The 16,485-nt window shown below is 34.2% G+C and carries 17 protein-coding genes; 10 read left to right on the plus strand and 7 right to left on the minus strand.

The window, feature by feature from the left end:
* Positions 1-96 precede the first annotated feature (96 nt).
* Positions 97-1,047, minus strand: a complete 951-nt coding sequence (locus tag KA909_RS05030; RefSeq protein ID WP_193838938.1) for an NAD-dependent epimerase/dehydratase family protein — start codon at positions 1,045-1,047, stop codon at positions 97-99.
* A gap of 279 nt (positions 1,048-1,326) precedes the next feature.
* Here KA909_RS05030 and pruA point away from each other — a divergent pair, with 279 nt between their 5' ends.
* Positions 1,327-2,871: an L-glutamate gamma-semialdehyde dehydrogenase gene (gene pruA / locus KA909_RS05035; RefSeq protein ID WP_053028852.1), complete on the plus strand. Its 1,545-nt coding sequence runs from the start codon at positions 1,327-1,329 to the stop codon at positions 2,869-2,871.
* A 133-nt stretch (positions 2,872-3,004) separates the two neighbouring features.
* On the opposite strand, the gene KA909_RS05040 is transcribed toward pruA, so the two are convergent.
* The gene (locus tag KA909_RS05040; RefSeq protein WP_193838939.1) at positions 3,005-3,454 is read right to left on the minus strand and encodes a VOC family protein; all 450 of its coding nucleotides are present in this window, start codon (positions 3,452-3,454) and stop codon (positions 3,005-3,007) included.
* Between the two features lie 134 nt (positions 3,455-3,588).
* Positions 3,589-4,134, minus strand: a complete 546-nt coding sequence (locus KA909_RS05045) for a TetR/AcrR family transcriptional regulator (protein ID WP_210130015.1) — start codon at positions 4,132-4,134, stop codon at positions 3,589-3,591.
* Positions 4,135-4,407: 273 nt separating this feature from the next.
* Between KA909_RS05045 and KA909_RS05050 the strand changes: the two genes are divergently transcribed.
* Complete coding sequence (locus KA909_RS05050; protein WP_053028849.1) at positions 4,408-4,878, plus strand: hypothetical protein; 471 nt, start codon at positions 4,408-4,410, stop codon at positions 4,876-4,878.
* Positions 4,879-5,039: 161 nt separating this feature from the next.
* Complete coding sequence (locus tag KA909_RS05055; protein ID WP_193838940.1) at positions 5,040-5,990, plus strand: CorA family divalent cation transporter; 951 nt, start codon at positions 5,040-5,042, stop codon at positions 5,988-5,990.
* 51 nt (positions 5,991-6,041) lie between these two features.
* Here the strand turns inward: KA909_RS05055 and KA909_RS05060 are convergent, their stop codons facing one another.
* Complete coding sequence (locus tag KA909_RS05060) at positions 6,042-6,362, minus strand: YrhK family protein (RefSeq protein ID WP_053028847.1); 321 nt, start codon at positions 6,360-6,362, stop codon at positions 6,042-6,044.
* Positions 6,363-6,454: 92 nt separating this feature from the next.
* Here KA909_RS05060 and KA909_RS05065 point away from each other — a divergent pair, with 92 nt between their 5' ends.
* Complete coding sequence (locus KA909_RS05065; RefSeq protein WP_210130016.1) at positions 6,455-6,976, plus strand: methylated-DNA--[protein]-cysteine S-methyltransferase; 522 nt, start codon at positions 6,455-6,457, stop codon at positions 6,974-6,976.
* 84 nt (positions 6,977-7,060) lie between these two features.
* On the opposite strand, the gene KA909_RS05070 is transcribed toward KA909_RS05065, so the two are convergent.
* Positions 7,061-8,227: a hydroxymethylglutaryl-CoA synthase gene (locus KA909_RS05070; RefSeq protein WP_075108178.1), complete on the minus strand. Its 1,167-nt coding sequence runs from the start codon at positions 8,225-8,227 to the stop codon at positions 7,061-7,063.
* Between the two features lie 295 nt (positions 8,228-8,522).
* Between KA909_RS05070 and KA909_RS05075 the strand changes: the two genes are divergently transcribed.
* Together KA909_RS05075 and KA909_RS05080 are read left to right on the plus strand one after the other, a co-directional pair.
* Positions 8,523-9,674, plus strand: coding sequence for a thiolase family protein (locus KA909_RS05075; protein WP_193838941.1), 1,152 nt, complete (start codon positions 8,523-8,525; stop codon positions 9,672-9,674).
* Positions 9,675-9,678: 4 nt separating this feature from the next.
* On the plus strand, positions 9,679-10,953 hold the full coding sequence (locus KA909_RS05080; protein WP_075108176.1) for a hydroxymethylglutaryl-CoA reductase, degradative: 1,275 nt from the start codon (positions 9,679-9,681) through the stop codon (positions 10,951-10,953).
* Between the two features lie 100 nt (positions 10,954-11,053).
* Here the strand turns inward: KA909_RS05080 and KA909_RS05085 are convergent, their stop codons facing one another.
* The gene (locus KA909_RS05085; RefSeq protein WP_053028842.1) at positions 11,054-11,488 is read right to left on the minus strand and encodes a CHAP domain-containing protein; all 435 of its coding nucleotides are present in this window, start codon (positions 11,486-11,488) and stop codon (positions 11,054-11,056) included.
* A gap of 329 nt (positions 11,489-11,817) precedes the next feature.
* Positions 11,818-12,033, minus strand: a complete 216-nt coding sequence (locus tag KA909_RS05090) for a sterile alpha motif-like domain-containing protein (protein ID WP_011274838.1) — start codon at positions 12,031-12,033, stop codon at positions 11,818-11,820.
* A gap of 192 nt (positions 12,034-12,225) precedes the next feature.
* On the opposite strand from KA909_RS05090, the gene cidR reads away from it, so the two are divergent.
* From cidR to KA909_RS05110, 4 genes are all read left to right on the plus strand, one after another.
* A complete protein-coding gene (gene cidR / locus KA909_RS05095; protein ID WP_053028840.1) occupies positions 12,226-13,110 on the plus strand; it encodes a cidABC operon transcriptional activator CidR in 885 nt (294 codons plus the stop codon).
* A 313-nt stretch (positions 13,111-13,423) separates the two neighbouring features.
* Complete coding sequence (locus KA909_RS05100; RefSeq protein ID WP_053028839.1) at positions 13,424-13,810, plus strand: CidA/LrgA family protein; 387 nt, start codon at positions 13,424-13,426, stop codon at positions 13,808-13,810.
* A gap of 1 nt (position 13,811) precedes the next feature.
* Positions 13,812-14,498, plus strand: coding sequence for an LrgB family protein (locus KA909_RS05105; RefSeq protein WP_075108174.1), 687 nt, complete (start codon positions 13,812-13,814; stop codon positions 14,496-14,498).
* A 52-nt stretch (positions 14,499-14,550) separates the two neighbouring features.
* A complete protein-coding gene (locus KA909_RS05110) occupies positions 14,551-16,290 on the plus strand; it encodes a pyruvate oxidase (RefSeq protein ID WP_053028837.1) in 1,740 nt (579 codons plus the stop codon).
* Positions 16,291-16,485: the final 195 nt, after the last annotated feature.

Raw genomic sequence — 16,485 nt, forward strand, 5'->3', positions numbered from 1 at the left:
TCTGTCCCACTCCCTACAAATATATATTGACAGTAGTTGACTAAATTAAAAGGGCATTTGCAACAAGCTGCTTTTAATTTATCTGAGTCGATGCTTTTATAATTTTACTTTATATTCTTTGTTATAGGCCAAATAAGATTGAATGCCTTTAGCTATATCATATTGAGGATGATAACCCAATGATTCAAGTGGTGTAATGTCAGCACAAGAATGCTTAATATCTCCAAGTCTTGGTGCTTTAAATTGATATGGAATACTGTAATTGAAGCCCTTTTCAAACGCTTTGAAAACTGCTTTCAGATTTGTTTGTATGCCCGTACCTACATTGAATATTGAACCACTTGTTGCTGGGGTATTTAGCACAAGCCACATAGCGGCAATTAAATCATCAATGTAAACAAAATCACGAGTTTGTTCACCATCACCATAGAAGGTAAATTCAGTCTGATGCGTAAATCTATGATTCATTATTGAGATGACACCTGAATAATCCGAGTTAGGATTTTGTCTTGGACCATAAACATTGAAGAATCTGAGACAAGCGCAAGGGATATCATATAAATGATAGTAAATCTTAGCATACTGCTCTCCAGCGTATTTCTGTATTGCATATGGAGATAATGGCGATGGTTTAGAGTGAGAAACGGATTTAGGTAAACTTGGTAAATCACCGTAAATGGCTGCCGATGAGGCAAATATGAATTTTTTAATTTGCTTATTGTACGTTCGAATGGTTTCTAGAAGATGAACTGTGGCATCAATATTAATTTGATTAGATAAAGATGGTTTCTCAATTGTTTCAACAACACTCACCATGGCTGCTAAATGAATAACATAATCAAATTGCTCTTGACGTATTAATTGCGTTACAAACTCAAAATCGGTGATGTCCTTGACGTAAATATGTTCTTTATTAACAAAGGGAATATTATGTAAGTATCCGGAACTTAAATTATCGATAACATGTACCTCGATATTTTGCTTAACAAAATGTTCGGCTACATGTGAGCCAATAAATCCTGCTCCACCTGTAATTAATGCTTTCATTTGTGTACTTCCTTTTCTTGATGTCGTTAATTTGTGTAAATTTATTATACTTTATTTTTATAAAAATATAAAATTATAATAATATAGTTTGTATGTGTTTTAACTGAACCACTGCATCTGACTAATAATTAAAACTTTTCAGATAATATGTATGTAAGCGATTGCAAAAATAACCCGAAGCATAGTAGAATGAAATTAATGATACAAATTATCATTTTAAGTAAGTCAATGTTTTACTGATTTTTATAATTCTTACAAATACATAGGGGGTAATTAAGAATGGTAGTACCTTTCAAAAATGAACCTGGGATTGATTTTTCAGTACAAGAAAATGTAGAAAGATTTCAAAAAACGTTAGAACAAGTTAAAAGTGAATTTGGTCAAACACTTCCAATTGTGATTGACGGTGAGCACATTACTAAAGATGATACATTTGATTCAATTAATCCAGCTAATACATCGGAATTAATTGCTAAAGTATCTAAAGCAACTAAGGAAGATGTTGATAAAGCATTTGAATCTTCAAATAAAGCTTATAAAGCGTGGCGTCAATGGTCACATAAAGATCGTGCAGAATTATTATTACGTGTAGCAGCAATTATTCGTCGTCGTAAAGAAGAAATTTCTGCGGTTATGGTATACGAAGCAGGTAAGCCATGGGATGAAGCAGTAGGCGATGCGGCTGAAGGTATCGACTTTATCGAATACTATGCACGTTCAATGATGGAATTAGCAGATGGTAAACCGGTATTAGACCGTGAAGGGGAACATAACAAGTACTTCTATAAATCAATTGGTACAGGTGTAACGATTCCACCTTGGAACTTCCCATTTGCTATCATGGCTGGTACAACATTAGCACCAGTAGTAGCTGGTAATACAGTTCTATTGAAACCTGCTGAAGATACAGTATTAACTGCGTATAAATTAATTGAAATTTTAGAAGAAGCAGGTCTTCCTAAAGGTGTTGTTAACTTTGTACCTGGTGATCCTAAAGAAATTGGTGACTATTTAGTTGATTCTGTGCATACACACTTTGTTACGTTCACAGGTTCTCGTGCAACTGGTACACGTATTTATGAACGTAGTGCAGTGGTTCAAGAAGGCCAAACATTCTTAAAACGTGTTATTGCAGAAATGGGCGGTAAAGATGCGATTGTCGTTGATGAAAATATTGATACGGATTTAGCTGCAGAGTCAATCGTAACGTCAGCATTTGGCTTCTCTGGCCAAAAATGTTCAGCATGTTCACGTGCTATCGTACACAGTTCAGTTTATGATGAAGTCTTAGAAAAAGCAGTAGCATTAACAAAAGAATTAACCGTTGGTAATACTGTAGATAATACATTTATGGGTCCTGTAATTAATAAAAAACAATTCGACAAAATTAAAAAATATATCGAAATTGGTGGTAAAGAAGGCAAAATTGAAATTGGTGGCGAAGCTGATGATTCAACAGGTTACTTCATTAAACCAACAATTATTTCAGGATTAAAATCATCTGACCAAGTAATGCAAGAAGAAATCTTTGGTCCAGTGGTTGGCTTTACTAAATTTGATAATTTCGAAGAAGCAATTGAAATTGCGAATGATACAGACTATGGTTTAACAGGTGCAGTGATTACGAATAATCGTGAGAACTGGATTAAAGCAGTGAATGAATTCGATGTAGGTAACTTATACCTTAACCGTGGATGTACTGCAGCAGTTGTAGGTTACCATCCATTTGGTGGCTTCAAAATGTCTGGTACAGATGCTAAAACAGGTAGTCCAGACTACTTATTAAACTTCTTAGAACAAAAAGTCGTTTCAGAAATGTTCTAAGATCAAAAAACATTTTATAAATATAAAGCTGGGAGTGGGACAATGAATTTAAAAAGAATTCAGTCTCACTCCCTTATATTATAGATTCTGTTACAGCACATTGTTAATGAAATAAAACAGAGCCTGATGTGGATTATGAATTAAGTTGTGTGTAATCTTGCCCGTGTAACATCCAACGTACGCCATATTTATCAGTGAAGGCACCCATTTTTCCACCCCAGAATTGTTCTTTAAGCGGCATTTCGATGTTTACAGAGTCGTGATTTTTAATTTTATCGTAAAATTGTTGAACTTTATCTGAATCGTTATGATCATTAACATCGAAATCGATAAGCAGTGAAATACCATTATTAATATTCTCTACGCGTCCAAATGAATCGGAACATAAGATTTTGACGCCTAATACTTCGAATTCTGCGTGCATAGTAGCGTCTGCAGCTTGTTCTTTCGTCATGCCAAATTGTTCTGCTTGTGCTTCGCTAATGTCTAATCTTTTAACGTTTGTAGCGCCAAAGATGTCCTCGTAATAAGATATTGCTTCTTTTGCTTTTTCGAATGCTAAATATGGAAATACTTCAGTCATGATTTAACCCCTTTTTATTAGTTTATAACCAAGGCCATTATATATTGATTTATACTAAATAGCGATTAATACCTATTGACGACTATCAAAAAAACATGAAGAAGTAGCTTTGATGCCTACTTCCTCATGTTTATTTAATCGTGTGCTTTGACATTGATAAGTTTATGAAAAATTTGGTCCATTTGCTTAGGTTTGATTTCTACATTTTCATCCTTTTTCCAATCCATAAATGCATTTAGCACGGAACCGAAGACATAGAATACTAAACTCTTAGGAACGACACCGTCAACAGTAATGCGATGCATGTTTGCTTTGAAGTCGTTCTGCATGATTTCAATCAAATAGTTATTGCGCGCTTCATCAAATGCTTTATCATTGAATTGTTTATGTTCAATTCTAGATATTTCTTCTTTATTAAATGTATTGGCTAGTGTTTGAAAAGGATTATTCAAACGTTCTTTAATATCAGTCGCAAAATAATCATCATGTGTTAGTTTCAATAGCTGATTTAATAATTCGAATTTATCATAAAAGTGTTTGTAAAACGTCGTGCGATGCACACCAGCATTTTTGCAAATCATATTTACCGTTATAGTTGAAAATGCTTCTTCTAGCAACGAATATAGACTATCTGTTAATGCTTTTTTGGTCTTAATTACCCGTAAGTCTTTATCATTCAAAATTGTTCTCCCCTAACATCTATAGAAGAATCTAATCATTTTATAGAAACATAATATCTAATTATAGATTATATAAATACATAAATAAACATGTATTTACATTAAAGATGTAAATAACGTATAAAAATTAAACTGATATGAAAATTCTGAAATATCGTGTACGATGATTTAGACGATGCGTTTCAAAGCATTGTGAAAGGGTATATGTTATGCAAATAGAAACATTGTTTAACGAATGATATTAAACGAGTTCTGTATGGGAGGATTTCAATTATGAAGGGCAGTAAACAATTAGATCAAATTAAAGAGGATAATAAGAAGCAACTTAAGAAATTATTTAAATATGATAAAGATAGCGCGCTAACATTTAGTAAAGAAGACCGTGAAAAGGTTCAAGATAAATTTGGCGTTTATGTTATTTTTGATAAGAAAACGCCTATTTTCGTTGGACAAACTGGTGGTTACTCTACAGGTTATCAACTAATTACTAAGGATTTATTTAATAAATTAGGTCAATATAATTTAAAATCAGGTGTAGGGACGACTAAATTTAAAAAAGGCTTAGCACAACAAAAAGGGGTTAATGTAGACGATATAAAATCAATTACAGCTGAAGATTACAATTTGAAATTCCAATATGTCAATGTTAAAAATGAACCAGCATTCATTAACGTTTTAGAAATTTTAGCCATTGAATATGCTAAAGACAAAGGTTATGAATTATATAATTTTAATCAAAACTAATGTGATTATTTTACACCTGTAATATGGTTGGGAATTAAGGTTAAGACATTAACGGATTTAAGCAATGAATTTAATGCGACTTTCCGTGTGTCTTAGCCTTTTGTTTTTATTTTCTGAAAAGTGGTATGGAAGAATAAAAGATATAAAAAGTAGGAGATACTATGGCAATCCGTGTCCACTATCAAGACCAAGCACATCGTTTTCATACTGCATGTACATTTTCAGCTATACCTGAAGATGCAAGACTTGTATGGGTTGATTTCGAAAATCCAACTCAAAATGATCAAGCAATACTGACGCAACGGTTCAATATTGCTAAACACCACTTAGAAGCGTCTGTATTTACAGTAACAAGACCCAAAATAAGTACCCATCCGCATAAACAACATTTATATCTCATACTCCATGCGATAAGTCACAATGATTTTTCAGCAGAACCACTAAGTATAACTGTAAAGCATAATTGGATGATTACCGTACATAAGTATCCCATGAAGGTTTTATCAGACATCATTTCGTCATTCAATACGTTGCCGAAAGACATAACTGTAACTGAACTGGTAGCCGTCATGATTGATAGAATCACAGATGAATATTTTAATTATGTCAATCATGTGGAGGACATTGTCTTTTCTTTTGAAAATCAGAATGTAGATAAAGTTAATAACCGTAAATTAATGGATGATGTCTATCACATTCGCTCTGAAATTATTAAACTCAAGCGTGTATTGATGCCAATGGAACAATTACTAAATGAAATGATAGATGAAACATCATTAAACGTATCACACGAGTATCAGTTATTGATTAAGCATATTCATAGTAGGTTATTAAGACAGAACGATACGTTAATGGCATGTGAACATATTACAGATGATATTAAAGATAATAATGAGTCTTATCGTTCTAATAGAATTAATGGCGTGATGAATGTGTTAACGATTATTTCATCCATATTCTTTCCACTATCATTTTTAACGGGATGGTATGGCATGAATTTCTCCTATATGCCTGAACTCGATTGGCATTATAGCTACTTTGTCTTTATCGCTATTTCGATCATAGTTGTTGTATCACTCATTACACTTTTTAAAAAGAAAGATTGGTTCTAACACAAATTAAGCGTGGGGCAATGAATACAATTCGGATTCTGCCCCACTTTATTAATGATTGTGTGTCTCTTCGGTAACGTGTTGACTATACTTTCGTTTGTAATATCTTGATAGTTTCATATCATGAACAAAAGAAATCACAGGTCTTGCAGTCATTTGAAGACTACCAATCACAAATAATATTGTGCCAGCAATCATTGTTTGATCACTAAAGAATAAAAAGCTTCCTATCAAGAATATAATGCCTAATACAATATCATTGATTTGATATAGGGCTTTGTAGAAGAATGAAATTTGTTTAGCATGATCATCTTCATTAAATCGGTTCGTATTGAAATGCAAATCAACATCATCTTTATTTAAACCAGCCACAGGTACACCTCCCATTATTTAAGTATTGTTTCATACTTCCCGTTGTACATTGGCATCAAACTTCGTCATAATGGTCAGAAAGGAGGGGTTTGATGGCGTATTCAATGCTTTACGAATCACCCGTGCAAAATTTAGAGCTCATTAGTGATGGCAAGTCACTCACACATCTACTTTATAAATATCAGGACACGACAGTGACACATCCTACTAATCCGGAGCTAGATGTCTTCAAAAAAGCGGTTAAATGGTTAAATCAATATTTTGATGGACAGCGTCCGACTATTGATTTTTCGCTTAAACCAGAAGGTACTGCATTTCAAAAAAGCGTTTGGCAGAAATTACAACACATAGAATATGGTCAATTAAAAACGTATGGAGAGATTACACATCTTGTAGGAGAAGAACGCGGTAAACCCAATATGTCGGCACAAGCAGTGGGTGGCGCAGTAGGTAGTAACCCTATTTCAATTATTATCCCATGTCACCGTGTAGTTGGAAAAGATGGTAGCTTAACAGGGTATGGTGGCACAATTAATCATAAAATCAAACTACTCGAACTTGAACAGGTAGACATGACTCACCTGTATCGACCTAAACATTCAACCAAACCGTGATCATAGTGAATATGAATAAAAAGAGGCGTAAGAGACACCTTGCTAAAAGTGCATGTCTCTTACGCCTTTTTACTATAAATGATGTTATTCAGGACGGTGATATTGACGAATATCATCTTGTATACGTTCTAAATAGTAAATAGAAGTGTCGTCATTTGATTGTTCCGTATCATGATCGAATTCTAAATTATCGAAACGTTTAAAGAAACTTTCGTAGTCTTCAACTGAGACTTCATGACGATCATTCAATAATGCCTTATGTCCATCAATATCTAATTGTTTATCGTAACCCTCAACTAGAGTGGCACTAAAGAACTCTCCAACTGAACCTGAGCCATAGCTAAATAATCCAATTGTTTGACCACCTTTAAGTGATCGATTCTCTAATAATGAGATTAAGCTTAAATATAATGAACCTGTATAAATGTTACCTACATAACGATTGTAGTATACTGCATCTTCATAACTAGAAGTTAAACGTTCTTGTGTTGTTTCATCGGCATCATTAATAATAGAATCCAATGCTTTTTTACCCATTTTAGTGAATGGTACGTGGAAACATAATGATTCGAAGTCAGATAGTGATTTACCTTCACGACGCGCATATTCATTCCAACTTTCTTGGAACGATTTAATATATGCATCTTTAGATAAAGCACCTGCAACTAATGGATATTGATGTCCAGTTGGTCTCCAGAAATCATAAACATCCTCTGTATATGCAACAGCGTCATCATTTAAGGCTAAAATACTAGGATTATGAGAAATTAACATAGCCACTGCGCCAGCACCTTGTGTTGGTTCACCACCAGATTGAATACCATAACGTGCTGTATCACTTGCTATGACAAGGACTTTTTCTTCAGGACGTTTCTCAATGTAGTCTTTAGCTAATTGGATGGCAGGTGTTGCAGCATAGCAAGCTTCTTTCATTTCGAAGCAGCGTGCAAATGGCTGAATACCTAATAAATTGTGTATTTGAACTGCCGCAGCTTTGGCATTATCAATTGCAGATTCAGTCGCTACAATGACCATTCCAATATGTTTTTTATCATCATCTGTTATAATATCTTTAGCAGCATTAGCCCCCATAGATACAATATCTTGTGATACTGGACTGACTGCCATTTGGGTTTGACCAATCCCAATTAAAAATTTATTTGGATCAACTTGGCGAGCTTCTGCAAGCTTAGCCATGTCTACATAGTATTTAGGGACGTAAAAGTTAATTTTATCGATTCCTATACTCACGGGCACTACATCCTTTCATTATTCTAATTTTTATAATTCATATTAATAGTAGCTTTTTGTGACAATTTCATTTAAAATGCTCACTAATAGAAAGCGTTTTCATTCTAATAGTTAAATGTAATAACGCATGTCGTTTAATAGCGTAATATAATAAAATACGTGAAACTGCATGGTATAACATTGAGTTTGAGAAAACTTCTATCGGCTATTATTAATAATCATATTAATAGTTATTTTACCAAATTAAATAACTAAATTACAATTTATATATAAACTACATATAAGGAGATAAAGAATGAAAAAAATTGCTATAGTCAGTGCTAAAAGAACACCAATCGGTAGATATAAAGGGAAATTAAGAAATTATTCTGCAGTTGAATTAGGAACGACAGCTTTGAAAGGTGCCATCGAAGCTGCGAACATTGATCCTAACATCATACAACAAGTTATTTTTGGTAACGTATTACAAAGTGGCGTAGGACAAAACCCAGCACGCCAAATTGCAATCAAAGCCGGTGTACCTGATACAACCCCAGCTATGACAATTAACGAAGTATGTGGTTCTGGGCTTAAAGCGATCATATTAGGGAAACAGTTAATTCAATTAGGCGAAGCGGATGTTGTTGCAGTCGGTGGGGTTGAAAGTATGACCAATGCCCCTCAATTAATTTTGAAAGAGGGACAAGAACCTGTTGAAAGCTTTATGCACGATGGGTTAACAGATGCGTTTCATTATGTACCAATGGGCGTAACAGCTGAGAATATCGCTGAAAAATATGACATCACACGTGAAATGCAAGATGAATTTGCAAATCATTCACAAGCAAAAGCAGCTAAAGCGACGCAAGAAGGTAAATTCAATAATGAAATTATTAGCATGACAGACGCTGAAGGTGAAGAAATGACTTCAGATGAAGGTGTGCGTCCAAATAGTAGTGTTGAGAAACTTGCAACATTAAAGACAATATTTAAAGAAGATGGCACAGTCACAGGTGGTAATGCTTCAAGTATTAACGATGGCTCATCTGCACTTATCCTGATGGAAGCATCGTATGCGAAAGCAAACGGGTATGACATTCTTGGTATTGTTGGAGATTATGCTGAAGTAGGTTGTGATCCTCAATATATGGGCTATGCACCATTCTATGCTGTTGAGAAGTTACTGAATAAAACAGATAGTAAAATCGATGATGTCGATATTGTAGAAATGACTGAAGCATTTGCGGCACAAAGTATACCAGTTAAAGATAATTTGCATATTCCAGATGACAAGTTAAACATTTATGGTGGTGCGATTGCATTAGGACACCCAATTGGTGCAAGTGGTGCCAGACTTGTCACAACATTAGTGAATGCACTTGAACAAGAGAATAAACGCTCTGGTATTGCAACGGCATGTATCGGTGGCGGACTAGGCATCGCTTTAATGATCGATAAAGGGGAATAATAGTATGAAGCAATTAGATAAGTCGTTTCGACATTTATCTCGTGAAGATAAATTAAAACAACTCGTTGATTATGGTTGGCTAACAGATGACAACTATCATGTATTATTAAATAATCCATTAATTAATGAAGAGGTTGCGAATAGTTTAATCGAAAATGTGATAGGCCAAGGGACGTTGCCTGTAGGTTTATTACCTAAAATTATTGTTGATGACAAAGCATATGTTGTACCAATGATGGTTGAAGAACCTTCTGTTGTAGCTGCAGCAAGTTATGGTGCCAAATTAGTCAACAATACAGGTGGTTTTAAGACGGTTAAAAGTGAACGCTTAATGATTGGTCAAATCGTCTTTGATGATGTCAACGATACAGAGGCATTAGCTCAAGACATTCAAGCATTAGAACCACAAATTAAGCAAATTGCAGCTGAAGCATATCCATCAATTATAGAACGTGGCGGTGGATATAGACGTATTGAAATCGATACGTTTCCAGAACACCAACTATTGTCATTGAAGGTTTTTGTTGATACTAAAGATGCAATGGGTGCCAATATGCTTAATACGATTTTAGAAGCTATTACAGCACATTTAAAGAATGAATTTCCAAATCGTGATGTGCTCATGAGTATTTTATCTAACCATGCGACAGCTTCAGTCGTACGTGTACAAGGTGAAATTGATATCAATGATTTAAATAAAGGTGATCGTTCTGGAGAAGAAGTTGCACACCGCATGGAACGTGCTTCAGTATTAGCACAAGTTGATATCCACCGCGCAGCAACGCATAATAAAGGGGTAATGAATGGTATCCATGCAGTTGTCCTAGCAACGGGGAATGATACGCGTGGTGCTGAAGCGAGCGCACATGCATATGCAAGTCGTGATGGGCAATATAGAGGTATCGCAACCTGGAAATATGATAAAGAACGTGGACGTTTAATTGGAACGATAGAAGTACCAATGACATTAGCTATTGTTGGTGGCGGTACAAAAGTGTTGCCAATTGCGAAAGCTTCACTCGAATTATTAAATGTTCAATCAGCACAAGAACTAGGTCAAGTTGTTGCTGCTGTAGGATTAGCACAGAACTTTTCAGCGTGTCGAGCGTTAGTTTCTGAAGGTATCCAAAAAGGCCATATGAGCTTACAATACAAATCTTTAGCTATTGTTGTAGGTGCTAAAGGTGATGAAATCGCGCGTGTTGCCGAAGCATTAAAACAAGCGCCTAAAGCAAACACTGCGACAGCGCAACAAATTTTAGAAGATTTACGACAATAATGATATATAGAAAAGCCACTACGTATGACTTAAGGACTATATTGAAGTACCTTACTCATGGTAGTGGCTTTTATTGATTCATTTAATGTCATGATTTCATTTAGTAGATGTAATTATAATTACGCGCTGACCATTTACTTAAGTAACGAGTACCGTAACCATTTGGTCTATTATAGTTATATTCAGAAACTTTAATACTTCCATTTTTATATACGGCTTCGACAACAGCAACATGACCATAATAACCTGCAGTAGATTGCATTACTGCGTAGCGTTTAGGTGTATGACCAGTTCTATAGCCAGAGCGTTGTGCGTTGTAATACCAATTCTTAGCATTTCCCCAACGATTTGATACAGGTTTACCTAGTTGAGCACGACGTTGATATGCCCACCAAGTACATTGACCTTTCGTATAGTAATTATAAGAAGCGGCTTCAGATACGTGAGTGTGTTCAATAGTTTGATATGTAAAAGTTCCTGCGAACATGATTCCAGTAGCGAGTAAAAGACGTGAAAATAATTTTTTAAATTTCATTGTGTTCTCCTCAAAATATAAAAGAATTAAAAACTGTATTAATCATATTCGTTAAAAAGGTCTAATACAATATAAGAAACGAATTATACAAATAACTGTAATATATATGAAATATAACAGTGTAATTTGTAACTTATTTTACATTAAAGTAAATTTGCACCATTTCGCACAGTATCATAGTAATGTTTTAAAGTTCGAAAGACTTTTAATTTCAAATACGGGGAGAGGGACGACGAATTCAAAAAGAATTCTGTCCCACTCCCAAAAAAAGCGCCATAAAGGCGCTTGGTGAGATGATACGTCCATGATGTATAATAACAAGTTAGAAATCATACATTTGTGAATTGGTTAAAAACAGCCAATGCTCTTTTAACGATCGTCACGGGTATGTTTTCTGGACATGGATTATTTCGAAAATATGACAATACTTCTACTTGGCTCTTCACGTCTCTAGGGAAATTGCTATCTTGATTAATCCAATTTACCAATTCACCTAATGGTGTGTCATCACCAACAAAATTTTGCATAAATTCGTAAAAGCTCAATGCCTCACCTCTTTAATCAAATTGAGCCTATGTGATTATAACATTTTTTGAAAAAGAAACATATAGGGTCAAACATTGAAATTTTAATATCATAGTGCATGGAGACATATAGTTTTACTTTAAATATTTTTATTTTCTCAAAAATATTTCGTGTATAATGAAATTATAATAATGAACAAAGAGGGTGAGCATTTGGATATCAAACATATGAAATATTTTATGGAAGTGGTAAATCAAGGTGGTATGACAAATGCTTCAAAATCTTTATATATTGCTCAGCCAACGATTAGTAAAGCGATTAAAGATATTGAAAATGAATTAAAGATGACATTATTTGATCGTCAAAAACGCTATCTCGTACTTACGGATGCAGGTAAAATATTCTACAAAAAATGTGAAGAAATTATTGCCTTATATGATAATATTCCTTTTGAAATTAATGGACTATTGGGATTGGAAACAGGCCATATCAACATTGGAATGTCAGCAGTAATGGATATGCAACAATTTATTTATATTCTTGGTGAGTTCCATAAACTGTATCCTAACGTGACATACAATTTAAATGAGAGTGGCGGTAAATCGATAGAAACACGTCTGATCAATGACCAAATTGATATTGGGATTACAACTATTCCGATTGATGAAAATGTCTTTGATTATTTACCTTTATACAGTGAAGATTTAAGGTTGGTTGTAAGTAAAGAGCATGAACTTGCTACACGTGATTCAGTGACAATGGCTGAGTTGAAGAATGAAGATTTTATACTATTTAACGAAGATTTTTACCTCAATGATAAAATTATTGCTGCAGCTAAAAATGCAGGTTTTCTTCCAAATACAGTTTCGAATGTTTCGCAGTGGAACTTTATTGAGTACTTATTGCTAGCACACTTAGGTGTAAGTATCTTACCAGAACATATTGCAAATATGCTTAAAGATAATATTAAAAGTATTAAAATTGAAGATACAGGTATGAGCTGGGAATTAGGTGCCATTTGGAAAAAAGATAAACTATTAAGTCATGCAACATCTAAATGGATAGGTTTTATGAGTGAGCGATTGAAATATGATTAAAATCATAGGTCTATACAATTATATAAACTAAAATAACGTCTTATATCATATGTTTTATTTAAGGGTTGGAATGTGTATTCGCATTCCAACTTTTTTATGTAATCAAAATGAAGGCTTGAATACATTTTTCACAATATAAACACATTATTTGAAACTACCAATGATAATCGTTAAAGCGATTACATAGAAAAAAGCTATAGGTCGTATTTAAAATGGATATTTTTCTATTTTTGAACGTTGAATTAGAATGATGAATATAGGTTCAAAATTCACTGTAACAATTTCGACATATTTTAGTGGGAGGTCAGTCATCTTGAAAAAATTATTATTTATTTCAAAAGTTATCATACAAATTGCCATTATCATAGTCATTAGTTACTTAGGTAGTTTGCTGCAAACATTATTGCATATACCACTAGCTGGAAGTATCGTAGGCATGATATTGTTGTACATTTTACTTGAGTTGAAAGTGATACGCATGAATTGGATATCTGAAGGTGCAGAATTCCTATTAGCTACAATGGTGTTTTTCTTTATACCTTCCGTTGTAGGTATTATGGATATTGTGTCTGATATCACGAAGAGTTATATCATTTTCTTCTTATTAATTATTGTAGGTACAAGTTGCGTTGCACTTGCTTCTGGTTACATTGCTGAAAAGATGGTTAAACAACCTAACGTTAAGAGAGGTCATCAATAGTATGACATTTATTCAAGCAATCTTAATGATATTGTTGACCGTCGTTATGTATTTTGCTGCAAAAAAACTACAACAAAAATACGATAATCCATTTTTGAATCCAGCATTAGTTGGTTCAGTTGGTGTCATTATCGTATTATTGTTAACACATCAAAACTATCATGATTACATGACAGGTGGTAAGTGGATTAACCATCTATTAAATGCCACTGTTGTATGTTTAGCTTACCCACTATATAAGAATCGACATAAAATTATTGAAAATTTAAGTATTATCTTTACGAGCGTGATGGTTGGCGTAATACTTAATTTTGTGTTAGTGTTTACCTCGTTGAACTTATTGGGTTATGACGAGGAAACCATCGTAACAATATTACCACGTTCAATAACAGCTGCTGTTGGTATTGAAGTCTCACAAGAATTAGGTGGTACGGATACGATAACAGTCTTATTCATCATCACTACTGGACTAATCGGTAGTATGATGGGATCAATGTTATTGAAAGTAGGTAATTTTAAGACCTCTATAGCGAGAGGTTTAACATATGGGAATGCATCACACGCGTTCGGTACCGCAAAAGCATTAGAACACGATATTGAATCCGGTGCATTCAGTTCAATTGGAATGATATTGACTGCTGTCATAAGTTCAATACTTATTCCAATCATGATTATTTTGTTCTACTAAAGGGAATATGTACTTAGTACTCGTTGAAAAAGAGAAAGGGGCTATTGTAATAATGGCGAAGATAAAAGCAAACGAAGCATTAGTAAAAGCGTTAGAAGCATGGGATATTGACCACTTATACGGCATTCCTGGTGATTCAATTGACGCAGTAGTAGATAGTTTACGTACAGTTAGAGATTCATTTAAATTCTATCATGTGCGTCATGAAGAAGTAGCAAGTTTAGCTGCAGCTTCATACACTAAAATGACAGGAAAAATTGGGGTAGCATTAAGTATCGGTGGTCCTGGTATCGTTCACTTATTAAATGGTATGTACGATGCAAAAATGGATCGTGTGCCTCAATTAATCTTAGCAGGTCAAACAAACAGTACATTATTAGGTACAAAAGCATTCCAAGAAACAAACATTACAGATATGGTTTCAGATGTTTCTGTATACAACCACCAAATTAAAAAAGGTGACAACGTATTTGAAATTGTAAACGAAGCAATTCGTACTGCATACGAAAAACGTGGTGTCGCAGTAGTTGTATGTCCTAACGACTTATTAACTCAAAAAATTAAAGACACTACAAATCGTGCTATAGATACTACTAAACCTAAAGCACCAACGCCAACACTACGTAGCATTAAAAAAGCTGCAAAATTAATCGATAAAAGTAAAAAACCAGTTATGATCGTTGGTGTAGGTGCACAAAATGCTAAAGATGAATTACGTGAATTTGTTGAAGCAGCTAAAATTCCAGTTATTCATACATTACCAGCCAAAACAATCATTCCTGATGATCACCCATATAGCATTGGTAACTTAGGTAAAATCGGTACAAAAACATCTTATCAAACAATTCAAGATGCCGATTTATTAATCATGGCAGGTACAAACTACCCATACGTTGATTACCTACCTAAGAAAAATATTAAAGCTATTCAAATCGACACAAACCCAGATGTCATTGGCCATCGTTTCAGTGTCAATGTGGGTATCGTTGGTGACGCTAAACTTGCTTTCCACCAATTAACTGATAGCATTAAACACGTACCACAACGTCCATTCTTAGAAAAAACATTAGAACGTAAAGCTGTTTGGGATAAATGGATGGAACAAGACATGAATCAAGAAAGTACACCAATCCGTCCAGAACGCTTAATGAAAGCTATTAGCAAATATAGTGATGACGATGCGGTATTCTCAATTGATGTAGGTACGTCTACAGTTTGGTCAACACGTTACCTAAACTTATCAGTTAATAATAAATTTATTATTTCTTCTTGGTTAGGTACAATGGGTTGCGGTCTACCAGGCGCAATTGCTTCTAAAATTGCATTCCCTAAACGCCAAGCAATTTCTATTAGTGGTGACGGTGCATTCCAAATGGTAATGCAAGACTTCGCAACTGCTGTTCAATATGACCTACCAGTGACAATTTTTGTTATGAATAACAAACAATTATCATTCATTAAATATGAACAACAAGCTGCTGGTGAATTAGAATATGCCATTGACTTCTCTGATATGGATCACGCTAAATTCGCAGAAGCTGCTGGTGGTAAAGGTTATGTCTTAAAAGACCCAAGCCGTATTGATGAAGTAGTAGAAGCAGCGTTAAATGAAAATGTACCAACTATTGTTGACGTACATGTTGATCCAAATGCTGCACCATTACCAGGTAAAATTGTGAACGAAGAAGCAATTAATTATGGTAAATGGGCTTATAGATCAATTACTGAAGATAAAAAATTAGACTTCGACGAAATTCCACCAATTTCAGTTGCTGCTAAACGTTTCTTATAATAAATATTCAGCGTTCTCATAACGCTTGAGACAAAATTGCCGACAAAACTTTGGTTTTGTCGGCAATTTCTATTTAAAAAAGTATTGAAACCGTTTTACCATAGGTATATAATATAAATTAATTGAAAAAAAGAACTGCGTGTTACTATTAAATTAGGCATAAGCAATCAATAAGACTAGGGCAAAGAATAGCCT

Source organism: Staphylococcus sp. GDX8P54P, from assembly GCF_017893165.1.
In the GTDB taxonomy this organism is placed as follows: domain Bacteria; phylum Bacillota; class Bacilli; order Staphylococcales; family Staphylococcaceae; genus Staphylococcus; species Staphylococcus borealis.